Genomic DNA, 22,478 nt, shown 5'->3' with positions numbered 1-22,478 from the left:
CGTTTGCATTCCCGGTTTCTCACGCTTTAAGACAGGCCTCCCGCTACTCTTGAAGACCCAACTGCACGAGAAGGAATGAAGATCGCTCTGGATGTCATGGGCGGCGATTTTGCGCCCCAAAATCCCATCGGGGGCGTCAAGCTCGCCCTCGAATCCCTGCCTCAACTCACCAAGCTTTTTTTGGTCGGTATTCCGGAGGCCATCGAGAAGGAGATGAAGACCCAGGGTGTCTCCAGCCCGAAAATCGAGATCGTGCCCGCGAGCCAGGTGGTGGACATGGCCGACAGCGGACTCGACGCCGTGCGCAAGAAGAAGGACAGCTCCATCAGCGTCGCGGTGGACCTCGTGAAAAATGGCAAGGCGGACGCAGTCGTCAGCGCCGGCCACACGGGTGCCGCGGTAACAGCTTCGCTGATCAAGTTGCGCACGCTCACGCACATCGAGAGACCGGCCATCGCATCCGTAATGCCCTCGCTGACGAAGCACTGGGTGCTCATTGACGCCGGGGCCAATCCCGACAGCGAACCCGCGCACCTCGTCCAAAATGCGATCATGGGCAGCGCCTACGCCCGCCATGTGCTCGGACGCGAGAATCCAACGATCGGCCTCATGTCAAACGGCACCGAGGAGGAGAAAGGCAACGCGCTCTGCAAGGAGACCGGCAAGCTGCTGCGCCACACGGCGGGGTTGAACTTCATCGGCAATGTCGAGGGGCATGACGTCTGGGACACGCCGCCGGATGTCGTCGTTTGCGATGGTTTCACCGGCAATGTCATTTTGAAGAACGCCGAGGCGCTCTCCCACGCAATCTTCAGCATGGTGAAAAGCGAGATCAAAGCCGGCTTCTGGACGAAGATCGGCGGCCTGCTGGCCAAACCAGCCTTCAAGCGCGTCCACACGCGCACCAACCCCGACGAGGTTGGCGGCATGCCGCTGCTGGGGCTCAACGGCATTACCATCATCTCCCACGGCAGCGCATCTCCGCTTGCCATGAAGAACGCCATCCGGCAGGCTTGCGAGAACGTGAAACATCAGGTGAACCCGCACATCGAAGCCGCCGCCACCGCTCATTCCATCGCCCTCCATGCCCGCTCCTAGTTCCCAGCCTTTCTGCGCCTCCAGCATCATCGGCACCGGCAGCTTCATGCCGGAAAAAGTGCTGACCAACGACGACCTCTCCAAGATCGTCGATACCAATGATGAGTGGATCACCACGCGCACCGGCATCAAGGAACGCCGCATCGCCGCCGCCGACCAGGCCACCAGCGATCTGGCCGCAGAGGCCGCACGGCGGGCGATGGCCGACGCCGGCGTCAAAGCGGAGGAAATCCAGCTCATCATCGTCGCCACGGTCACGCCGGACATGTTTTTCCCCTCCACCGCCTGCTTTGTGCAAAAGAAGATCGGTGCAACGAACGCGGTCTGCTTTGACATCTCCGCCGCCTGCTCCGGCTTCCTGTATGCGCTGCAGGTCGCACGTCATTTCATCAACACCGGCAACCGCACCACCGCGCTCGTCATCGGCGCGGAAAAGCTCAGCAGCCTCGTGAACTGGAAAGACCGCAACACCTGCGTGCTTTTCGGCGACGGTGCAGGCGCCGTTGTCATCCGTCGTGCGGAGGAAGGCGCGGAAGCACCCGGCCGCGTGCTTTCCACCGTCATGGGCAGCGATGGAAACCTCGCCGACCTGCTCAAGGTGCCCGGTGGAGCCTCCGCCTGCCCCATCACGCCGGAAAACGTCGAATCGCGTCCGAACACCATCCACATGGAAGGCCGCGAGACCTTCAAACATGCCGTCACCCGCATGCTGGAGGCCTCCCAGCAGGCCTTGGAAATCGCCGGTCTGAAGGCGGAGGACGTGTCGCTCGTCATTCCGCATCAGGCCAACGCGCGCATCATCGGCGCCATCGCCGAGCGCCTCGGCCTGCCGGAGGACCGTGTGTTCATGAATCTCGACAAATACGGCAACACCAGCGCCGCCACCATCCCCGTCGCCCTCGACGAGGCAAACAAGGCCGGCCGCCTCAAAAAAGGCGATGTGATCCTCCTCGTCGCCTTCGGCGGCGGGTTCACCTGGGCCAGTTCCGTCGTGCGCTGGTAGGTTCTGGGAGCGCGGCACTCCGCTGACGTCCGGCTGGACATGGAATTGCGCTTTGCATCGCAGCGCAACCCGCCATATTCGCCGCCCCTCGTTCCCATGGCCCCCAAGCGCATCGTTCTGAAATTCGGCTCCGGCATTCTCACGCGCAAAGACGCGCCCGAGCCGGATCCCGTGCAGTTGCGCAAGCTCGTCGAGGCCGTGGCCCTGCTCAAACAGGCCGGACACCACGTCGTCGTCGTCAGCAGTGGCGCCGTCGCCTCCGGCTTGAAGCCCATGGAGTTCAAGCAGCGCCCCTCGGACATGATCACGCTCCAGGCGCTGGCCGCCGTGGGCCAGACACACCTCATGCACGCCTACGAGTCGCTCCTTCGCGACCACGGCCTGCACGTCGCCCAGTTGCTCGTCACGCACGAGGACTTCGAGAACGCCGACCGCGCCCCGCGTGTCAAAGCGGTGCTCGACAGGCTCATCGAGTTCTCCCAAGTCGTCCCCGTCATCAATGAGAACGACTCCGTTGCCGTCGAGGAGCTTCGCTACGGCGACAACGACAAGCTCTCCTCCCGAGTCGCCCGCTTCTGGAACGCCGACGTGCTCATCCTCCTCACCAGCGCACCAGGATTGCTCCGCGACATGAAAAAACCCGAGGAAGGGCCGATCCCCGTCGTCACCAACGTCGATGACGTGATCCACCACGCCGAGCAGGAAAAATCCACCCTCGGAACCGGCGGCATGATCTCCAAACTCCGCGCGGTTCAAGACGCCGTGCATGGCGGCGTCGAATGCATCATCGCCTCCGGCCGTCACGCGGAGCAAATCCCTTCCCTGCTCAACGGTGCGGGCGTGTGCACTCGTTTCCCTGCCAAAACCGCAAACTAAGAACAGCGAACCGAAACTTCCCCTCATGTCCGACACCGCCACGCTTCTGATCCACTGCCCGGACCGTCCCGGCCTCGTGCATGACGTCACCGGCTTCATTTCGTCGCATCAGGGGAACATCATCGACCTTCAGCAGCACATCGACCCGGATCAAGACGCGTTCTTCATGCGTCTGGAGTGGAGTCTCGAGAATTTCACGCTCGAAAAAGAGGAGATCGAGTCACGGCTGCAGCCCATGGCACGGCGACACGAGATGCAGATGCGCCTCAGCTTCGCCAGCCAGCGCAAACGCATCGCCCTTTTCGTCACGAAGGAGAATCACTGCCTCTATGACCTCCTCGCCCGCCACGAGGCCGGGGAGCTACCGGTGGACATCCCCGTCATCGTCTCGAATCACGAGACCCTGAAGCCCGCAGCGGAGCGGTTTGGCATTCCCTTCCGTCATTTCGCCATTACCAAGGAAAACAAGGCCGCGCAGGAGCAGTCGATGATCGCGTTGTTGAAACAGGAGCGCATCGACACCGTCGTGCTCGCGAAATACATGCAGATCATCGGTCCCGCGATGATTGCCGAGTTCCCGAACCGCATCCTCAACATCCACCACAGCTTCCTGCCCGCCTTCGTCGGTGCGAAGCCCTACCATCAGGCCTTCCAGCGTGGCGTGAAGATCATCGGCGCCACCAGCCACTACGTCACCGCCGATCTCGACGAAGGCCCGATCATCCACCAGGACGTCATGCGTGTCAGCCACGAGGACACCGTGAACGACCTCGTCCGCCTTGGCCGCGATTTGGAAAAAACCGTCCTCGCCAAAGCCCTCTGGTGGCATGTGCGCGACCGTGTTCTTGTCTTCAAGAACAAGACCGTCGTTTTTGATTGAGCCACCTCACCGCCTACGCGCCAGCTTGAATGGCAGCGTCTTCAAATTGCTGCTGCAAGGCCCCGGCGTGTCCACCCACAGCATGCGGGCAGCGATTTTGTCATAGGCACGACGATGAGCGACAGCGGCTTTGACCGCGACGACGGACAGTTTCTCCACCGCGATGCCCTGGCTGTGCCACTGGCCGAGATCAAAGGGCGGCGTCTTCACGCTGGTGATGAGAATCGTCAGACCGGCATGCCTCACGACGGCACAGCGCCCCATATCGAACACATCGCCGCACATGCTGGCAAGATGGCTGTTCTTGTCCTCCAGTTCGAAACGACCGTCGTTGAGGGCGATCAACTCAACCTCCAGTTCCACCGGCCCCGGATCCAGCCGGCTGCCTTTGCCGCCGAGTTGAATGCGCCGCGCGCCTGCTTCAAGTTCACGCACCGACTGCGGATCGCAGAGACAAATCGCCGCGTTTTCGACGCGATGATCGATCAAGGCCCGCAGCAGGCCCGTGCTGTCCCCTGGCGCGCCACCGCCGATGTTGTCTGACGGCTCCACCAGCACGGTCAGGCCTTCGCGAAGCGGTTTGAGCTGCTTCAGCACCTCATCGGCAGGAGGATCGGTGATCTCCGCCAGATGACTGAGTTCACGCGCACGTTTAGCCAGCGCTTCAAGCTGCGGCGTCGCATCTCCCGTCGAGCAGGCGACAAAACTCACGCCCGTGTCCGGCGTGTCGGCAAAACTGAAACCCGCAACGACGCTCATCGCCCAAAGCGACTCGTCCTCGCCCTCACACTGACGTGCCATGGCCTCCAGCGTGCGCATGGGATCGTTCGCCGTGCCGGTCCCGGTCGGCGGCCAGAGCAGGCCTGGCTGTTTGATCTGTATGCGTGGACGCTGGCCGGTGGTAAGGCAACGGTTCAGCAAACGCGCCGCGATCAAACCGGCTTCACGCGCATCCGTGTGCGGATTTTCCCGATAGCCGACGAGGCAGTCGGCCAGTTCTGACATCGCAGGCGAAAAATTGGCGTGAAGATCGAAGACGCCAAAGATGGGCATCTGCGTGATCTGACGCAAGCGGCGCAGCACCTCCCCTTCGACATCGACAATCGTCTGCGCGGCCATCGCACCATGAAGAACGAGGTAAACAGCGTCATAACCGCCTTTTCGTGCGACGGGAGCCACATCGTTCCAAAATTGTTCGATGACCTCGTCTTCCACAATGGCCGAGGGCTGGGCGCGGTAATCCGCCGCAGGCATCATCTGCCAGCCAAACTCATCCGCGAGCTCCAGAACGCCGCCGAGCGGGGAACTGTCGCCTTTGCACGCCAGCATCTCATCACCACGCCGGACCTGGAAATCGCTCAATGAGGTCTTTCCATCGAGAAAAGTGTGCGTTTCGTGAAAAAGTCCGGCGATGAGGATGCGTGGCATGGCTGCACATTAACGCACGATCACCCGCGATCCTGGCCGGATGAGTTGCGGAAGACGGATCGCGTCCCAGTTCGCAAAACGCACGCACCCGGCGCTGCGGCTGCGCCCGATGGTGCGGGGCAGCGCGGTGCCATGCAGGCCGATCCCGCTTTTGCTCAAGCCGCACCAGATGATGCCGACCGGACTGTTCGGGCCGGGCGGCAGTTGATAGGCCTCATCGCCACGCACGCCTTCTTCGAGGAACTGCTTGTCGTAGCGGAAGCTGGGCGTGTTCATGATCGACTTCACCTCCCACTGGCCCACGGGTATGAACTGCGGCTTACCCGGTGTGATCGGAAAAGCGGCCAGCATCATCTCCCTCTCGCTGTAAACGGCGGCCATGCGCTCAGTCGTGTCGATCACGATGGTGTGGGAGCTCAGCGCGGGATCGGACTTGTAGCTCTGCATCGGCTTCACCTCCTCGATGCGAAAGGAGCGCACGTTCGGCACGACGACGATGTCGCCGGGCTTGAGCGTGTTCATGTTCTTCTTCGGATTGATCAATCCGAGAAAGCTCTCGTCAGTGTGAAAGCGCTCGGCGATCAATTCAGCAAGACTGCGGTAAGCCATGAAGGGAAATTTGGCCTGCTCCTCCGGCTCTTCCGGCAGATGCGGGTTCACAAACGGAAGAAGGTCGGCCTTGATCTTGTAGGCCGCGTAAGGGACCGGCACCTCGCGCTCCGCAGCCTCCTGTGCATGCGCCCAGTTGTAGAGGTCGCGATGGCCGTGGGCGTAGTTGTAGTTCACCACCGCCTTGTAGGTGAACTCGCCGATCGCCCCGTCGATCTTGCCGGGGCCGAAAAGGTTGCGGTCGAGGAAAATCTGGATGCGCAGCACCGTGTCGCGGTCCTTCGGCACGGAGGGATCGTCCTTGGCGGGCCCCGCATCTTGCGCACGGGCTGCCGTGGAAAGCAGGGCGATGAAAAGCAGTCGTTTCAGCATCGGCGCATGCTAATTCAGCACGGCGAATGAGCAAGGCGGCGCGAGTCCTTGCCTCAAACGAATCCGCCGCGTAGCATTCCCGCCCACATGCCCGTCACCGTCACCGAAACCCGCACCCTGGAGCAGCTCCGTCAGCATTACGACGTGGAGCGCGAACTCGCCGACCGGTTGCGCCACGCCACCAAAGAGCAGCGCCGTACGCTCTACTCCGAGGTCTATGACGAGCTCTTCAAACGCGTGCCGCTGCACCCGCAGCACACGAACAAGGCCGATCCTGCACGCCTCGCCGCCGATGTGGCGGAGAAGATGGAGATCGTCACGCCCTTCCTGGACCAGGACGCCGTCTTCCTGGAAGTCGGCCCCGGCGACTGCGAATTCGCCAAAACTGTCGCGGAAAAAGTCGCACGTGTGCTGGCGATCGACGTCTCGGATGAGATCACCCGGAAACGCGAACTGCCGGAGAATTTGCAGCTCGTCATCTCTGATGGCAGCTCGATTCCCGTTGAGCCAAACAGCGTGGATGTGGCCTACAGCAATCAGTTGATGGAGCACCTGCATCCAGACGATGCGCTCGATCAACTGCGCGGCCTGCACGCCGCGCTGATGCCTGGCGGCGTTTACATCTGCATCACGCCCAGCCGCCTGACCGGCCCGCATGACATCAGTTGTGAGTTTGACCGCGAGGCGACCGGTTTTCACCTGAAGGAATACACCGTGGGCAATCTGGCCGCACTGTTCCGCCAAGTCGGCTTTGCCAAAGTCCGCATCATCTTCGGCGGGCGCGGAAAATTCATGCTGCTGCCCGCGTGGACGGCCACGATCTTCGAAAATCTGCTCGCAGTCCTGCCCCATGCCCTGAGGAATGCCGTCGCGCTGAGGCCACCCTTCCGCTGGCTTTTTGGCGTCAGGCTGGCAGGCTTCAAAAGCTGATCCGCCCCTCATGAAAGCGCTCTTTGTCACCCTGCTGATTTTCGCCGCCGCGTTCTTGATCTACGACCGCTTCATCACGCCTGCGGGAAGACGCGTCGTGTTTGAAAATCCGCCCCTGGAACTGCCGAAGGACTCGAAAACCGGCCGCGTCCACACCACGCCTGCACCACGACCACCTTCTGATTCCCCCGCCCCGGTTCACGTCCCTGCGGGTGATGGTTTCATCCCGCCGAGAATCGAATCCCTCGAGTCGCTGACGAAAAACTGGACCGTGTTTCCACCAACGGCCTTCCCGCGACAGGTCAAGCTCAGCAAGCCGGTGCAACTGCGCATGACCGGCGGCAGTTCGACACTGCCCGCAGGTTCCACCGCCTTCGCCCTCGGCGCGCAGGCCAATGTGCTGATCATCGCGCCGACACAGACCTCGCAGGCACGCGGCCAGACCTTTGTGCATGACACGGACATGCCTACGCAGGTGCGTGAGTCGTATGAACGCTGGAAAAAAGGCCGCATCGAGATGGCGCAGGCCGCTTGGAAAAAACAGCAGTCAACCGCCACGGCCGCCGCCACCACGATGGTCAGCATGCCTCACGCCGTCGAGGCGACGGGCGCTCCGAAGCGCAACGGCGATGGCAGCTACGACCTCCTGCTCGCCAGCATGAAGTCCGGCCAGGTCACCGACATCAAGCCGGCTAAAATCCAGCGCTGGGGCACCCCGCAGGCCCGCACCATCGACAACAAGCCCACGTGGGCCGTCAGCGTGTTTTATGAAACGATGGCCTTCTGCGGCCCCATCGACGCCGAAGCCCAGGCGCATGTGCGTGAAGGCAGGGTCGTGCGCTGGATTTATCCCGGTTCGGGCGAACCCGTGCCGTGAGTGGTGTGAGACAGGCTGCCAGCCTGTTGGGCTCGGATCGGAACAGGCTGGCAGCCTGTTTCACGGTTCTTACTCCTGCCTCAGCGACTGCATCCAGCGGTCGAGTTGCTGCATCAGCTCTGGCGGACCGTCTTCCGGGAAGTTTTCGATGAGCCAGCTCACATCTTCGCGCGCGCCGGCCTTCTCGCCGAGGCGCTGACGCATCTGGGCTCGGGTGAGGCGCTCAACGGCGGCTTTGGGATCGATCGCTAGCACGAGGTCGAGATAAGGAAGCGACTCACGAACCGAGCGTGTCTCGTCAAAGCTGGAGCCCAGCAGGTTGCGCAGCATGCGCAGCAAAATCGCCTGCTTGGTGGTCGGCTTGAGCGCCTCCTCCGGAAAATCACCGGAGTCGCTCAATTGCAGGGCCGCCTGCTCCACGGTCAGTTCCTTGCCATTTTCAAACACATCCACGAGTTGCAGCTCGCCTTCGGGCCCGTCCCGGTAGCCGACCATGAATTTGCCGGGCAGCGGCACTCCAAAAACTCCCTGAACTCCAAGTTTCGCCGCGAGCTCCACATAGAGCACGCTCAGCGTGATCGGCAGGCCTTCGCGATCGTCGAGCACCTCGTTCATGTAGCTGTTGCTGCGGCTTTCGTAATCGCCACGGCTGCCGTGGAAGCCGTTTTCCTCGAACAAGTAGCGGTTCAGCCGCTTCACGGCGGGAATGGTGCCCTTCTTGATCTCGGGATCATCCTTCAAGTCGGCGATCATGGCCTTGAAGGCATTCAAATAGGAGTTGATGTCAATTTCGGGATTGTCGTGACGCGAGAGCAGGAGCGTGCAGCGCAGAAGGTTGATCTCCGGTTCGGGCTTCTTGAGTTCAGCCAGGATTTCCTTCGTCATCGCCCGGCGATGCAGCTCGCGTTCGAGTTCGCGAAGTTTGGCGGCTTCTTCTTCGAGCTTCTTACGCTGCTCGCTGATCACGCGGCGAGCAGCAGCCGGGTCGGTGAGGAGTTTGTCGAGCGTCTGATCGCGTGTGGACGCCTGGGCGAGATTTGCTTCGATCTCATTGCGGAACTTCGAGGCCAGCGCAGGCTCCAGCGGCTTTTCCGTGAGGTCCGCACCGATGCGGAAGCCGCGGAAGTCCGCCACCGTAGTGCGGAATTTGCACAGGCCCGCCATGCCACCACGCAGGCCGGTGTCATCGGTCTCGATGACCTTCTTGCCGTTCACAAAGCAGGTGATCTTCTCCGGCTCCACCCGCACACGCAGCGCGTTCCAGTCTCCCGCCGTGTAAGCCTCGCTCGGCACATCGGCGAGGATCGTCCATGAGTACACATCCGGCCCGTCGAAGCGTGTCAGGCGCAGCTTGCCGCCGGAAGGATAGAAGCCGTAGTGCCTGTCCCCACCGTCCGAGCAGAATGCCAGGCCCGCTGCGCCGCTCTCGTCATCCAGCTTCACAGTGGCAGCGATCTCGAAGGTATCCTCCGGCACTTTTTGCGTCGAAAGACACAGCGCACGACCGCCGAAGCCGTCGCCAGGCAGATCAGCGTGGATGATGCCCGCGTGCTGTGACCACTGCGAGCCGAGATGCAGCTTCCAAAGCTTCGGATTGAGAACGCCGATCGTCAGCCAGCGGCTCATCGGCACCGGATTGGGCTTTTCGATCAGCTCCTTCACGGCGTTCACCGGCATGGCAAAGCCCAGGTTGTCCGTCTTAATGTGCTTCAGGGTCAGGATGCCGAGCACCCTGCCCTGCATGTCGAGCAAGGGACCGCCGCTGTTTCCCTTCTCGATCGGGATGGCCACCTGCAGCATGTCGTTGCCATCGATCTCCCGCGTCGCCGAGAGCACGCCTTGAACAATGCTGAAGGCGAGACCCTCCGGCGCGCCCATCGCCACCACGCTCTCACCCTGGCGCACCTTGTCCGAGTCGCCGAGCGCAAGCGGCTTCAGACCTTTCGCCTCGATCTTGAGCAAGGCGAGATCCCGATGCGCATCCGTGGCGTGCACGGAGGTCACCGCGTGCGTTTTGCCATCATTCATCTCCACCTGGAGGCGGCGTGCCTCGCCGATCACATGCAGGTTCGTGGCGATGAGCCCGTCCGCACTCACGATGAAGCCCGAGCCGATGCCATCCGCTCCGTCACGCCCAAGCTGCGTGATCTTCACCAGCGAGGGCGCAATGCTCTCCGCGAGGTCGGCGGTGGTTTGAGCCTTTGACGGAGGCGATTTTGTCTTCGGAGCAGCTTCCACCACGGAACACATGGAATACACGGAAAAAATCAGAGGAAGGAACTTCATGGTGAGCGGGTGGCTTTGCGGGGCTGGAGGTGAATTTTAGAACCGCTAATATGACGCTGAGTTGACGCTAATGATGAAATGCATTTATCAGCGTCAGATTAGCGTCTTATCAGCGGTTTAAACCAGTTCTTTTGCCCCAATCCATGAGCATGCCCCGCGCCATCCTGTTGTCCCTGCTAGCTTTGCCGGCATTCGCCGCCGACTTCCCCGCCATCTACGACACGGAAAAAGGCGCTCCCATGCCAGCCGAGGAGGCCGCGGCCACGATGGAACTGCCGCCGGGCTTCAAATGCGTCGTCTTTGCCGCGGAGCCGGATGTGCGCCAGCCCATCGGCATCGCGTGGGATGCGCGGGGCCGCCTCTGGGTCGCAGAAAACTACACCTACTCTGAGGCACCGCCGCGCTGGGACACGAAGCTGCGCGACCGCCTCATCATCCTCGAAGACAAGGACGGCGATGGCAAACACGACGGCCGGAAGGTCTTCTGGGAGGGCGGCAGCTACCTCACCAGCGTCGAGACCGGCTACGGCGGCGCGTGGGTGCTGCACAACGGCACGCTCAGCTTCATCGCCGACAAAAACGGCGACGACACACCCGATGGCGAGCCCGAGGTGCTGCTCGATGGCTTCAACGTGAAGACCATTGGCCACAACATCGTCAACGGCCTGCGCTGGGGCCCGGACGGCTGGCTTTACGGCCGCCACGGCATCACCGATACCTCCGCCGTCGGCGCACCCGGCACGCCGTTGGAAAAGCGCACCAAGATCAACTGCGGCATCTGGCGCTACCATCCCACGCGGAAGGTCTTTGAAGTCGTCTGCCACGGCGGCACGAACTCCTGGGGCCACGATTGGAATGCCGAGGGCGAGCTCTTCTGGATCAACACCGTCATCGGCCACCTCTGGCACGGCATTCCCGGCGCCTACTACCGCCGCATGTTCGGCACGCACCTCAATCCGCACGTCTATGAAGTCATCGAGCAAACCGCCGACCACTTTCACTGGGATGCCGGCGCGGAAACCTGGAGCGACATCCGCAAACTCGGCGTCACCGGTAAGACTGACACCCTTGGCGGCGGCCATGCCCACGTCGGCATGCTCATCTATCAAGGCGGCCTCTGGCCGGAGAAATACCACGGTGCCGTCCTCACCTGCAACCTGCACGGCAACCGCATCAACATGGACACCCTCCACCGCGAAGGCTGCGGTTACGTCGGCAAGCACGCGCCTGATTTCATGAAGGCCAAAGACAAGTGGTTCCGCGGCATCGACCTCCTCACCGGCCCCGACGGCAACGTCTTCGTCGCCGACTGGAGCGACAGCGGCGAATGCCACGACAACGACGGCGTCCACCGCAGCAGCGGCCGGATTTACAAGATCGTGTATGGCGAGCCGAAGAAGGCGGAGCCAATCAACGTGGCGGCGATGAAGGATGAGGAACTTGAGCGGCTGATGGTGGGGCCAAACAATTGGTGGGATCGCATGGCGTTCCAACAGCAATATGAACGTGGAATAGATTTGAAACCCTCACGAAAGCCGCTGCCATCTACGGTGTTGGCGGAAAGCGATGATGGTTTGGACCGATTGCATCTAGCGTCATCGCTTCAGCTACATGAGTTGAAAAATCGCTGGCCCATCGCCACCGCGCTCGCGCAGCACGATGAAGATGCCAACGACCGTCAGCAGCCGCTCATGATCTGGTATGGCATCGAGCCAGCGGTGGCGGCAGAGCCGATAAAGGGCGTGGAGCTCATCCGCGAGGCGAAAATCCCCACCGTGCGCCGCCTCGTCGCCCGCCGCATCGCCGAGATGATCGAGGACAAGCCCGAGGCCGTCGATGCGCTCGTGGCGCTGATGACGGAGCGTGCCGACGTGCGCGAGGATGTGCTCGCTGGCATGGCAGCTGGATTGGACGGCTTCAGCAGCGCGAAAAAGCCCAAAGGCTGGGATGAGTTCGTAGTTCGGGCTTCAGCCCGTTCTGGTGAAGGGAACGACGAAGAGCGGGCTAAAGCCCGAACTACGTACATCCAAACCCTCTCCGCCCTCTTCGGCAGCGGCCGGGCCATCGACGAACTCATCGTCCTCGTCAAAAACGCCGATGGGGATGCCAACGCCCGCTTGAACGCCTTCAAGAGCCTCACACGCACCCCCAAGCCCGAATTGCTCGCGGTCATCCGCACGCTCATCAACGACAAGGTGCTCGGCACCGTCGCTCGCAGCGCGTTGGCAGCGTATGACGATCCCAGCATCCCGAAACAGCTCACGGGCTCGTGGCCGGAGCGCAGCCAGGAGCAGCAAGCCGCCACCGTGGCCACGCTGACCTCCCGCGCCTCCTATGCCAAGGTTTTGCTCGAAGCCGTGAAGGCCGGCAAAGTGCCTGCGGCGGCCATTTCACCCTTCCAAGCCCGCCAGATCCGCAATCTCGGCGATGAAGCCGTCACCAAACTCCTCACCGAAGCCTGGGGCGAGATCCGCGACACGCCGGAGGCCAAAAAAGCCGAGTTCGCCAAGTGGGAAGCCGTTTTGAAGCCCGAAGCCCTCGCCAAGGCCGACAAGTCCAAAGGCCGGATGATGTTCACCGCCGTGTGCAGCGCCTGCCACAAGATGTACGGCCAGGGCGGAGCCATCGGCCCCGAACTCACCGGCAGCGACCGCCGCAACCTCAAATACCTCCTCGAAAACATCCTCGACCCGAGCGCCGTCGTGCCCGCCGACTTCCGCGTGAGCATCTTCCAGCTCAAAGACGGCCGCACCCTCACCGGCGTCATTCCCGAGCAAACCGAGCGCACCCTCACCATCCAAACACCCGCCGAGCGCCTCACGATCGAACGCACCCAAATCGTCAAACAAGAGCAGATGGCCCAAAGTTTGATGCCGGAAGGCCTGTTGGCCGCTTTGGGCGAAGAGAATGTGCTGAACCTCATCGCTTACCTGATGGGCGAAGGGCAGGTGGAGATGCCGAAGTGAGCTGGATTGATCGCGACAGCGTCTTGGAGTGCGCCGGCCCTCCGGCGCTTTCGGGCGTCGTTTGGCCCGCGAAAAGCTCCAGAGGGCTGGAGCATTGATTCGCTTCGCTCACCCTCCGGGCAGCCTACGGCTGTCTATCTTCGCTGCGCTTCGGTTCCAAAACGCTGTCGCGCACTTGAATGACTAATGGTTTGCGCAACCACCTTCATTCGCCATTCGTCATTCTGGTTTCGTCATTCTCCCTCCCGCATGGCTTCAATTTTCGACTGGATCGCCGCCGCACGCCCGAAAACCCTCGGAGCCGCCATCGCGCCTGTGGCGGTGGGTTGTGCGCTGGCAGAGAAGATCTCGGGCAAGCTCGACTGGACGCTGGCGCTCTGCACGCTGGGAAGCTGCGGGGCGCTGCAGATCGCGACGAATTTCTTCAATGACGCGCTGGATTCGATCAAAGGAGCGGACACGCAGGCGCGCATCGGGCCAAGACGGATCACGGCGAGCGGCGCAGCATCTGCGAAGGCGGTCAATGTGGCCGCGTGGATGATGCTTGGTTTGGCGACGCTGCTGGCCCTGCCGCTGTTTGAGGCACGCGGGCTGCCGATCTTGTTCATCGGCATTCCATCTCTTTATTTTTGCTTTGGTTACACCGGCGGGCCAGTGCCGCTGGCGTATCGCGGGCTGGGAGAGCTGTTTGTGATCCTCTTTTTCGGCCTCGTGGCGGTGACGGGCACGGCCTTCGTGCAAACAGGCGAGTGGTATGAGGCGGCGGTCGTCGCCGGATTTCAAATCGGCTGCCTGAGCACGGTCCTCATCGCCATCAACAACCTACGGGATGTGGCGGAAGACCGGCAAACCGGAAAGAAGACGCTGGCGGTGCGGCTGGGTGTGGGATTTGCACGGGCGGAGATCGTGCTGCTGATCGTCGCGGCGCATGCGGCGGGAATTTACTGGTTCACGCAAGGCTGGGAGCGTGCGTTCACGCTGCCGCTGGCGACGCTGCCGATCGGGTTGTTTGTTGCGTGGCGCGTGATCGTGGAACCGCCGAGCCGGGGTCATAACCGCCTGCTGGCGATGAGCGGAGCACAGTTGCTGGCTTTCGCAGCGCTGATGTGCTGGGGAATCGTGAAGGCGAAGGATGTGATGCCCTGAAAATGTCGAATGACGAATGCGGAATGACGAAGGAAGGTCTCTGCCAGGAAATGACGATGCCTATCTATGTGCATGAGTACCTGCTGCGCAGCGGCGTGGCGCTTAACGCGGTGTCGCAGCGGCGGGTGTTTGCGGGTGCCTTGATCTGCGTGGATGGCGGCTATGGCTGCGTGCATCCGTGGCCTGAATTTGGCGACGAACCAGTGGAGGAGCAGCTTCGTCTGCTCAGCGAAGGTGTGACGACCCCGGTGACGGCGATGGCGCTGCGCTGCGCGGAGATCGACGGCGCGGCACGACGCGCGGGCGTGAGCCTGTTTGAGGGGCTAGAGATTCCGCGCAGCCATTACTCGTGGAGTTTTGCCACGGACACCGAGGCGCAGATGCAGCGCGTGATGGAGGAAGGCTGGCCGGCGATCAAGGCGAAGGGTTTTGCGAATTACGGCGAGACAATCCGCTTCCTCGAAGGCTGCGCGAAGCGATTTGAGGCCCATGGAGTGCGACTGCGAGTGGATTTCAACGGCGTGCTGGACCGATTCACATTTGAGAAGTTCGTCGAGTTCATGCCGCTGCGAGTTTATCGAGCCTTGGATTTCGTGGAGGACCCCTTTCCCTATGACGCGGAGGCTTGGGAAGCCGTCCGGCAGCGCTGGGGTGTGCGTCTGGCGCTCGACAAAGGCTGGAAGAGCGGCACGCACGGGTTTGATGCGGTCGTGGTGAAGCCTGCGCGGCGCGACTGGCGAACGGTGGCAGCAACGCATCCCGAAAGCCCCCTCGTGCTGACTTCGGCGATGGATCATGCGCTTGGGCAAGTGTTTGCGGCCTACGAGGCGGCAGTGGCGCTGACGGAAGGCCAGGCGTTGGACTTTTGCGGCCTGTGCACGGAGCATTTGTTCGAGAAGGACGAGTTCTTCGAGCGCGTGCGCTCACATGGCGGCTTTCTGGAGGCGGACCGCAGCGGCGGCGGACTGGGGTTTGGCGAAGTTCTGGAGGCACTGCCATGGCGACGTCTTTGACGCTCACGAATGAGTTTCGGAATGATGGGAACGTGTGGGTCGCCGAACAGGAACGCACGCCAGAAGGCTCATCACTGGCCGATTTCGCGATGCATGAGTTGAAGATCCCGGACGGGTGTTTTTTCCAAACAAGCGGCTCAGAAGGCAGACGCAAGTGGGTGGGGCTGACCAAGGATGCCATGCTCGCCTCTGCAAAGGCGGTGAACGCGCATTTTGGCATCACCAGGCTTGATCATTGGCTGCTGGCGCTGCCCACGCATCACGTCGGCGGCTTTGGTGTGCTGGCACGAGCTTTCCTGAGCGGCAGCAAGGTGACAAAACTGGATGAGAAATGGAGTGCCGGCGCATTTGCTCGTCTCTGCGAGCAATCGGGCGCGACGCTGGCATCGCTGGTGCCGACGCAGGTGTTTGACCTGGTGGCGGCGAGGCTGGCGGCGCCGAAGCCAATGCGCGTGGCGCTGGTGGGCGGCGGCGCGATGAGCGCCGATCTGGAGCAGGCCGCGCTGGCTCTTGGCTGGCCGGTGCGAAGGACGTACGGGATGACGGAAACGGCGTCTCAAGTGGCCTCGCAGACCACCGAGGATGGCGAGATGGAGGTGCTGCCGATCTGGAAGCTGAGCACAGATGCCGAGGGCGTGCTCACCGTGCGCGGCGAGGCTTTGGCAAAGGGCTACGCGACGCAGGAGAATGGAGAATGGCGCTGGGAGCCGATCTCAGCGGAAACGGGACTGCGGACACGGGATCGTGTGAGTTTGCATCGCGATGGGACGAAAAAGTTTTTGCGCTTCGTGGGGCGCGATTCGGGAATCGTGAAGATTTTGGGCGAGTTGGTGGCCTTGGGACCGATCCAGCAGCAAATCGAAGCGCTGCGGCTGAAGCTGGGGCTTCATGGTGGCGACGCGGCGGTTTGCGATCTGCCGGACGCACGCAAGGAGTCACGATTGGTGCTGGTGGTGAGCGGCATAAGCGCTGGTGATGCCGCCAGATTACAAAACGGCCTCAACAAGTTGTTGAGGCCGTTTGAACAAATTGCGGAGGTTTGCGAAGTGCCGTGCATTCCTCGTGGCGAACTCGGAAAAGTGCGCGCGGAGGAACTGCGAAAGCTTATTTCGCCTTCGAAGCCGAGCCATCCAGCGGTGTGATGACGGGACGGTCCTTCATCTCGGGGGAGATGAGGAAATTCTTCGGGTCGGTAGGATCGGGGACGAAGGAGATCAGGAAAAGCTCCTCGATCTTGTCCGTCAGCGTCTCCTGGGAGGTGCGGACGGTGGCATGGACGTAGCCTTTGTCCTTTTCAGAAACGAGGCCGAGCACGGTGATTTTGAGCGTTTCCTGCTTCCTTTGAGTCGCCTCAGGGGTGAGCTTGAGCTTTTTGTGCCATGCCTCGCGGTCTTTTTGATAAAACTCCTGCGGTGTCATTTTTTCCAACTCACCGACGCCTTTGACGTTGTACCCGGCGAGCATGGTCTCCTCATCGCTCATGGTGGGGGCGGATTTGATGATCTGCACTGTCTCGCGCTGGCGGCGCTCCAAGGAGGCGGGCACCAGCATCTGGGACGCGGTCTTCCAATCCTGCAACACGACGGCCGTGAGATACTTTTTGACCAGCGCCGCGCAGGGATGGTCGAGCGGCAGCGGCTCGGCATGGACCATGGGCGTCGCGAGGCCGAGGATGCAGAAAACGAGGGAAATGAGAAAACGCACTTGCATGGTGGATGAATGGGAAACGCTTTCTAAGCTCTGGCAGAATGCGCGTCAAATGGAGAAACCCCGGCTTCGTTGCGTGTTATTTGTGCAAAAACGCGCCGAGGTAATTTTTCTTTTCTTTGTGAACATTCCGAGCCTATTCTGCGACAAAGCGATTCGCTTGATTCATCATCACATACCCATGAAACACATCCTCACCCTCATCACTGTTGCCTCACTCTCCTCCTGCGCCACCGGCCCGAACGCCCAACGCGGCGCGGTCATAGGCGGTCTCGGCGGCGCCGCTGTCGGCGGCATCGTCGGTTCACAAAGCGGCCGCGGCCTTGAAGGCGCGCTCATCGGCGGCGCCCTCGGCGCGGCTGGCGGTGCTGCCATCGGCAACGCCAAGGATCGTCGCCGGTATTGAAATAACCAAGCGTGAATCAGCACGTCAAATCCACCCTCATCATCATGAAAAAAGCCATTCTCACCCTAGCTTCCGTGGTTACGCTGGTTTCCTGCGCCACGGGTCCGAATGCACAAACTGGTTCTGTGATCGGAGCTCTGGCCGGTGCTGGCATTGGAGGAATCATCGGAGCGCAAAGCGGCCGAGGCCTTGAAGGTGCCGCCATCGGTGCCGGCCTCGGTGCCTTGGGCGGCAACGCCGTCGGCAACGCCAAGGACCAGGATAACTCCCGCCACCAGCAGGGCTACTACGACAAACAAGGCCGCTGGCACCCAGCACAGCAGCAGCAACAACAACAGGGCTACTACGACAAGTACGGCAACTACCACTACTATTGATTCAGGCGGCCCTGCCGCTCATGAGCCTGTCCGACGAACTCTTCGTTGGACAGGCTTTTTATTTTGCGGGTATTGTTCAAGATGCTGCAAACCCTGGCTGACACCCGACGCTTTTTTCAAGACAACGACTGGCGCTCCATCATCAGGCGCATGAACGCGCGGGACACGCACCCCGTCATCCAATTCATGAAATATGGCATCTGCGGCGTGGGGGCGGCGGTCACGCACAACGTCACGTTGGTTTTGATCACGTCTCTGTGGCTGCCAGTTTGGAAAGGCATGCTGATCGACGGCATTCCGCTCGACGAAACCACACGTGCGGCAAACCTGAAAATGGCTAACATTTGGGCCTTCCCCTCGGGAGTTTTGTTTGCATACGTCACCAACACGCTCTGGGTGTTCACCCGGGGCCGCCACTCGTGGCTGAAAGAGTTCGCGTTGTTTGTGGGAGTGTCCGCACTGGCCTTCTTCCCTGGGCTGATCGTGGTGGATTGGCTTGCGGGGCATTTGCACCTACCCTCCACGGTGGCGCAAATCGGGTTTATCTTGGCTTCTGTGGCGGTGAACTTTGTGTGTCGGAAGTTTTTCATTTTCAAAGCCTGAGCCTCAAGTCGTTTTCTGGTTCTGCTGCAACTTGTGCATTGCATGCTGCATGTCGTCCTCTTCCAGCCGGAGATTCCGCACAACACGGGTGCCATCGGGCGTCTCTGCCTCGCCACGAAGGCGCGTCTGCATCTGATCAAGCCGCTCGGCTTCAGTCTGGAGGACAAGCACCTCAAGCGTGCCGGCCTGGACTACTGGCAGGAAGTGGATGTGCGAGTCTGGGAATCGTGGGAAGCGCTCCGCGATAGCGCGGAAGCCAGCGCGGTGTTTCATTTCATCGAATGCGGTGGTGAGAAAGCGCACTGGGAGGCTGACCTGACCGCGCTGGAGATTTACCTCGTCCTCGGGCCAGAAACACGCGGCATCCCGCCCTCGGTGATCGATCCGGCGCATTGCTGGCGCATTCCGATGCATGGCACGCGCAGTCTGAACCTTGCCACGGCTGCCGGCATTGCACTGTATGAGGCGGTGCGGCAGCGGACGCTCGCAGGCATCGAGTCTTGACGCCGTGGCAGGGCTGTGGAGCATGCGCGCACTCTTTTCCATGAACCAGGACGCCGCCCCGCTCGCCGCACACGATGTGCATCGCACCTACCACCTCGCCGGGCATGACCTGCCGGTGTTGAAAGGCGTGAACCTCGAAGTCGCTGCCGGTGAGAAAGTTTTCCTCTGCGGCCAGTCGGGAGCGGGCAAGACCACGTTGCTCTATGTGCTCGGTGGCCTCGAACAGCCCACGTCGGGGGATGTGCTCGTGCATGGCCGCTCGCTCTACAAAGCAGCCGCCGCCGAACGTGCCCGCACGCGCAACCAGGTCATGGGCTTCGTCTTCCAGCATTACTTCCTGCTGCCTGAGCTCACCGCGCTCGAGAACGTCGTCCTGCCCGCGATGATCGGCGGCAAAAAAGCCGAGGCACGTGCCCGCGAGTTGCTGGACAAAGTCGGTCTCAGCGAGCGCCTCGACCACCTGCCCACCGAGCTCTCCGGCGGCGAGCAGCAGCGCGTCGCCATCGCCCGCGCCCTCATCAACAACCCAGGCATCCTCTACGCCGACGAACCCACCGGCAATCTCGACGCCAACACCGGCTCCGGCGTCATCGACATGCTCATGCAGGTCGTCGATGAGGCCAAAAAAACCCTCATCGTCGTCACCCACGACCAGACGCTGGCGAAACGCGGCGACCGCCGCCTCATTCTCAAAGAAGGCCGGCTGGAGGAGGGCTGAGGGCTGAAAATGACGAATGACGAAACCCGAATGACGCGGATATTTCCCACGCCAAGGACTTGAGTTAGAGCTTTGGCCTTCGTCATTGATTCGACCTTCGGATTTCCTCATTCGTCATTCCTCACCTCCATGTCCCAGGAACCCGTCTCCTCCGAAAACGCCCCGCCTCGCACTCCCCCGACGAAACGCGGCTGCATCGGCTCCTTCGCACGCCTGCTCTTCGCGCTCATCCTTTTCACAGCGCTGCTCCTGCCCTTCACGCCCTTTGCCGGAAAAATCAAAAAAGGCATCCAGGACATCGTCGAGTCCGCCCGTGGCGCCAAGGAACGCGTCATCACCCGTGATGTCATGCGGGACGTCATCAAGGAGGTTCCCGTCGTCAAAGAAGTGACCAAGGAGGTCATCAAGGAAGTCCAGCCGCCGCTGCCGGAGAAATACATCCCGCGCAAGGACATCGACGTCGCCTCGCTCTTCAACGGCATCACCGTCAAAACCAACCTGCTCACCGAGCAGGGCAGTTTCGCCAGCCTCGAACGCCTCGACCCAGAGTCCTACAAGGCCGAGTTCCAGCTCAGCATCCGCGTCCCGAAAGCCAATCAGACGATGCCCGAACTCAGCCGCATCAACAAGCATCTCCCCGCCATCCTGCCCGGCCTCGATGCCATGCTTCCAGCCGCGAAGGTCAGCGGCTTCTACCACAAGCTCTACGAAAACAAGACCAGCCGCGTCCAGAACGACCTCACGCGCCTCAATCGCGTCCTCGACCGCCACAACTTCTACGACACCGAAACCATCCTCGAACTCACCCATCCCGGCACCCAGCGCCGCACGCTGCTGATCCAGTCCGAGATGGATGTCGTCGCCGACGGCTCCGATGGCGACCGCATGCCCACGCTCGAAGAATACATCTACCTCTCCGACTACTACCAGCCCTTCACCAGCTACGCCTGGCCGAAGACCACGAAGAACGCGAACCCGCTCCTCGCCAGGTGGGAGGAGCGTTTGAAGAAAGCACAGGATGAATTCGCGCAGAAAGGCCTCAGCGCCGCGCGCAACCGCGAGCTCAAGGTCACGATCGACCAGCTCAAGATCGAGATCGGCGAAATGAAGGCCCGTAGCAGCCTCATCGCCGAAAAAGACCCCTTTATCGTCATCTCCCTGCTCTTCCGTGGCTACGGCGACCAGAACAAATTCACCCCGCAGATCGGCGACTACGCCGCCGTCATCCACGACGGCAAAATCTACCCCGCCATCTGCGGCGACTACGGCCCCAGCTTCAAAATGGGCGAAGCCTCGCTCCTCATGGCCAAAACCATCAATCCCAAGGCCACGCCCTACATCCGGCCCGAGAGCGATCTCAAAGTCACCTACCTCATCTTCCCCGGCACCGCCGAGGAAAAACGCAGCGCCCCCGATCTCGTGAAGTGGAAGGAAAAATGCGCTTCGCTGCTCGGCGAAATCGGCGGCATCGGCTCCGGCTACGTTCTGCACACTTGGGACGATCCATTCAAGAAACCTGATCCACCATCCACAACGCCCGCCGCCGATGGTTCCACCACACCAGCAACGGGAACACCGCCCATAGGCACAAATCCGACCGAATCGAACTCGGCAACGCCAGCCTCCCCTTCCTCGTCGTCCGCCACGCCCCCGATAACACCACCAGCTGCCGCCACGCCACCAATCACCAAATCCGGCGATACCAAAAGCACACCCAAATCCACGACGAGCAAGGCAAGCGGCAGCAAGTCGAAGACGAAAGGGAAATGACTCGCTAACACTTTTTTGATCGCTAGCCGTCCGCTTTCATCATTCATGAACGGAAATGTTAACCGCTAAAGTTGATACATCCATTTGCCATGAGTGATCAGCAAGGCCATCAAAACATCGGCAAGCGTCCAAACATTCAACGCGAGATCGCGAGAGTTAGACGAGACCCTTTGATACGACTTTTCGATCACCTCGGAGCAAACGATTGGGAATTCATCAGCTCCGACATCAACCGATACAGGGACGCTTACTCGTTGTACTTTTTGTCTCTACGTCGCTTTATGGAGGGCATGTCAGTTGTGATACGTTATATGAACGGAGCACATTACAAACGGAAGCGTGGAGGACGCTACGCGCCATATGAGCGCATGATAGCCGCCAAGTATCGTGAAGTTGCGCCATATACAGAGTTCGACATCATAAACTGCCTCTACATGCGCGAATTCTGCTTGATCGCGTAGCTGCCCTTTCAAGACGCTTCCTCCGCGGAAGTCAGTTGCCTAGCTTCACTTCATTCAGCGACCACAAGAAGTTTTTTCAGCGATTACAGGTGCCATATCCGGATCATGAGGCATACGCCCGCTATCTGCGTAACAAAACACACTGGTTCGAGATGCCTCTCAAAGCAGTTCGGGACAAGTTTGTGGTCCATTCTTCCCCAAAACATATGAGGTTTGTTGGCCTCCCAAACACTTGGGAAGTTGAGCTGGTCATTTTACAAGCTGACGGACAGCTGCCAGAAAAGCCACTCTCGCGGGTGACGCCTATCATTGTGAACGTTCTACGAATGTCCCTAGGGCGTGTTTTAAAATTGGTTTCTGAGGGATAAAGTGCAGATGGCAAGAAGGACAAAAGCCATGAATGAAACATCGGTTTTGTCATACCGGGTGGCCACGCGTCGCATGCGTT

General features: G+C 60.9%; 20 protein-coding genes. 16 read left to right on the top strand and 4 right to left on the bottom strand.

All coding sequences use genetic code 11. From position 1 onward, the window contains the following. Window positions 1-75 precede the first annotated feature (75 nt). The 4 genes from plsX to purU all read left to right on the top strand — a co-directional run bounded on the left by plsX (window position 76) and on the right by purU (window position 3,857). Window positions 76-1,098 carry a phosphate acyltransferase PlsX gene (plsX, locus tag ACILSE_RS14920; protein WP_395718208.1) on the top strand — a complete coding sequence of 341 codons (1,023 nt, stop codon included), beginning with the start codon at window positions 76-78 and terminating at the stop codon, window positions 1,096-1,098. Then, window positions 1,085-2,101 (top strand): beta-ketoacyl-ACP synthase III, encoded by a 1,017-nt coding sequence (locus ACILSE_RS14915; RefSeq protein WP_395718207.1) that lies wholly within the window; start codon window positions 1,085-1,087, stop codon window positions 2,099-2,101. Before plsX ends, ACILSE_RS14915 begins: the two co-directional genes overlap by 14 nt. Window positions 2,102-2,197: 96 nt before the next feature. Then, on the top strand, window positions 2,198-2,977 hold the full coding sequence (gene proB, locus ACILSE_RS14910) for a glutamate 5-kinase (protein ID WP_395718206.1): 780 nt from the start codon (window positions 2,198-2,200) through the stop codon (window positions 2,975-2,977). A gap of 25 nt (window positions 2,978-3,002) precedes the next feature. Next, a complete protein-coding gene (gene purU, locus ACILSE_RS14905) occupies window positions 3,003-3,857 on the top strand; it encodes a formyltetrahydrofolate deformylase (protein WP_395718205.1) in 855 nt (284 codons plus the stop codon). 6 nt (window positions 3,858-3,863) lie between these two features. On the opposite strand, the gene ACILSE_RS14900 is transcribed toward purU, so the two are convergent. Then, entirely contained in the window at window positions 3,864-5,285 is a 1,422-nt protein-coding gene (locus ACILSE_RS14900; RefSeq protein ID WP_395718204.1) for a M81 family metallopeptidase, read from the bottom strand. 9 nt (window positions 5,286-5,294) lie between these two features. Continuing rightward, complete coding sequence (locus ACILSE_RS14895) at window positions 5,295-6,266, bottom strand: L,D-transpeptidase family protein (RefSeq protein WP_395718203.1); 972 nt, start codon at window positions 6,264-6,266, stop codon at window positions 5,295-5,297. An 87-nt stretch (window positions 6,267-6,353) separates the two neighbouring features. Between ACILSE_RS14895 and ACILSE_RS14890 the strand changes: the two genes are divergently transcribed. Both ACILSE_RS14890 and ACILSE_RS14885 read left to right on the top strand, forming a co-directional pair. After that, window positions 6,354-7,196 carry a class I SAM-dependent methyltransferase gene (locus ACILSE_RS14890; protein WP_395718202.1) on the top strand — a complete coding sequence of 281 codons (843 nt, stop codon included), beginning with the start codon at window positions 6,354-6,356 and terminating at the stop codon, window positions 7,194-7,196. 10 nt (window positions 7,197-7,206) lie between these two features. Beyond that, the gene (locus tag ACILSE_RS14885; RefSeq protein ID WP_395718201.1) at window positions 7,207-8,073 is read left to right on the top strand and encodes a hypothetical protein; all 867 of its coding nucleotides are present in this window, start codon (window positions 7,207-7,209) and stop codon (window positions 8,071-8,073) included. A 69-nt stretch (window positions 8,074-8,142) separates the two neighbouring features. Here ACILSE_RS14885 and ACILSE_RS14880 read toward each other — a convergent pair whose 3' ends face one another. After that, window positions 8,143-10,359 (bottom strand): trypsin-like peptidase domain-containing protein, encoded by a 2,217-nt coding sequence (locus ACILSE_RS14880; RefSeq protein WP_395718200.1) that lies wholly within the window; start codon window positions 10,357-10,359, stop codon window positions 8,143-8,145. Window positions 10,360-10,508: 149 nt separating this feature from the next. Between ACILSE_RS14880 and ACILSE_RS14875 the strand changes: the two genes are divergently transcribed. The 4 genes from ACILSE_RS14875 (at window position 10,509) to ACILSE_RS14860 (ending at window position 16,626) form a co-directional block, all read left to right on the top strand. Continuing rightward, window positions 10,509-13,325 (top strand): PVC-type heme-binding CxxCH protein, encoded by a 2,817-nt coding sequence (locus tag ACILSE_RS14875; RefSeq protein ID WP_395718199.1) that lies wholly within the window; start codon window positions 10,509-10,511, stop codon window positions 13,323-13,325. Between the two features lie 249 nt (window positions 13,326-13,574). After that, window positions 13,575-14,471, top strand: coding sequence for a 1,4-dihydroxy-2-naphthoate octaprenyltransferase (menA, locus tag ACILSE_RS14870; protein ID WP_395718198.1), 897 nt, complete (start codon window positions 13,575-13,577; stop codon window positions 14,469-14,471). Between the two features lie 2 nt (window positions 14,472-14,473). Continuing rightward, window positions 14,474-15,484 (top strand): enolase C-terminal domain-like protein, encoded by a 1,011-nt coding sequence (locus ACILSE_RS14865; protein ID WP_395718197.1) that lies wholly within the window; start codon window positions 14,474-14,476, stop codon window positions 15,482-15,484. Beyond that, window positions 15,469-16,626 carry an AMP-binding protein gene (locus ACILSE_RS14860; RefSeq protein ID WP_395718196.1) on the top strand — a complete coding sequence of 386 codons (1,158 nt, stop codon included), beginning with the start codon at window positions 15,469-15,471 and terminating at the stop codon, window positions 16,624-16,626. Before ACILSE_RS14865 ends, ACILSE_RS14860 begins: the two co-directional genes overlap by 16 nt. Here the strand turns inward: ACILSE_RS14860 and ACILSE_RS14855 are convergent. Next, on the bottom strand, window positions 16,589-17,194 hold the full coding sequence (locus ACILSE_RS14855) for a hypothetical protein (protein WP_395718195.1): 606 nt from the start codon (window positions 17,192-17,194) through the stop codon (window positions 16,589-16,591). The two genes, ACILSE_RS14860 and ACILSE_RS14855, sit on opposite strands and share 38 nt — an antisense overlap. Window positions 17,195-17,372: 178 nt before the next feature. On the opposite strand from ACILSE_RS14855, the gene ACILSE_RS14850 reads away from it, so the two are divergent. The 6 genes from ACILSE_RS14850 (at window position 17,373) to ACILSE_RS14825 (ending at window position 21,569) form a co-directional block, all read left to right on the top strand. Next, entirely contained in the window at window positions 17,373-17,597 is a 225-nt protein-coding gene (locus ACILSE_RS14850; protein WP_395718194.1) for a glycine zipper domain-containing protein, read from the top strand. An 11-nt stretch (window positions 17,598-17,608) separates the two neighbouring features. Further along, window positions 17,609-17,974, top strand: coding sequence for a glycine zipper domain-containing protein (locus ACILSE_RS14845; protein ID WP_395718193.1), 366 nt, complete (start codon window positions 17,609-17,611; stop codon window positions 17,972-17,974). Between the two features lie 81 nt (window positions 17,975-18,055). Then, entirely contained in the window at window positions 18,056-18,577 is a 522-nt protein-coding gene (locus ACILSE_RS14840; RefSeq protein WP_395718192.1) for a GtrA family protein, read from the top strand. Between the two features lie 42 nt (window positions 18,578-18,619). Further along, on the top strand, window positions 18,620-19,081 hold the full coding sequence (locus tag ACILSE_RS14835; RefSeq protein ID WP_395718191.1) for a tRNA (cytidine(34)-2'-O)-methyltransferase: 462 nt from the start codon (window positions 18,620-18,622) through the stop codon (window positions 19,079-19,081). A 40-nt stretch (window positions 19,082-19,121) separates the two neighbouring features. Continuing rightward, window positions 19,122-19,799 (top strand): ABC transporter ATP-binding protein, encoded by a 678-nt coding sequence (locus ACILSE_RS14830; RefSeq protein ID WP_395718190.1) that lies wholly within the window; start codon window positions 19,122-19,124, stop codon window positions 19,797-19,799. 129 nt (window positions 19,800-19,928) lie between these two features. After that, the gene (locus ACILSE_RS14825) at window positions 19,929-21,569 is read left to right on the top strand and encodes a glycoside hydrolase family 75 protein (RefSeq protein ID WP_395718189.1); all 1,641 of its coding nucleotides are present in this window, start codon (window positions 19,929-19,931) and stop codon (window positions 21,567-21,569) included. Window positions 21,570-22,478 lie beyond the last annotated feature (909 nt).

The sequence above is a fragment of the Prosthecobacter sp. genome, from assembly GCF_044236155.1.
Classification (GTDB): domain Bacteria; phylum Verrucomicrobiota; class Verrucomicrobiia; order Verrucomicrobiales; family Verrucomicrobiaceae; genus Prosthecobacter.
This window is presented reverse-complemented; position numbering and strand designations above follow the sequence as displayed.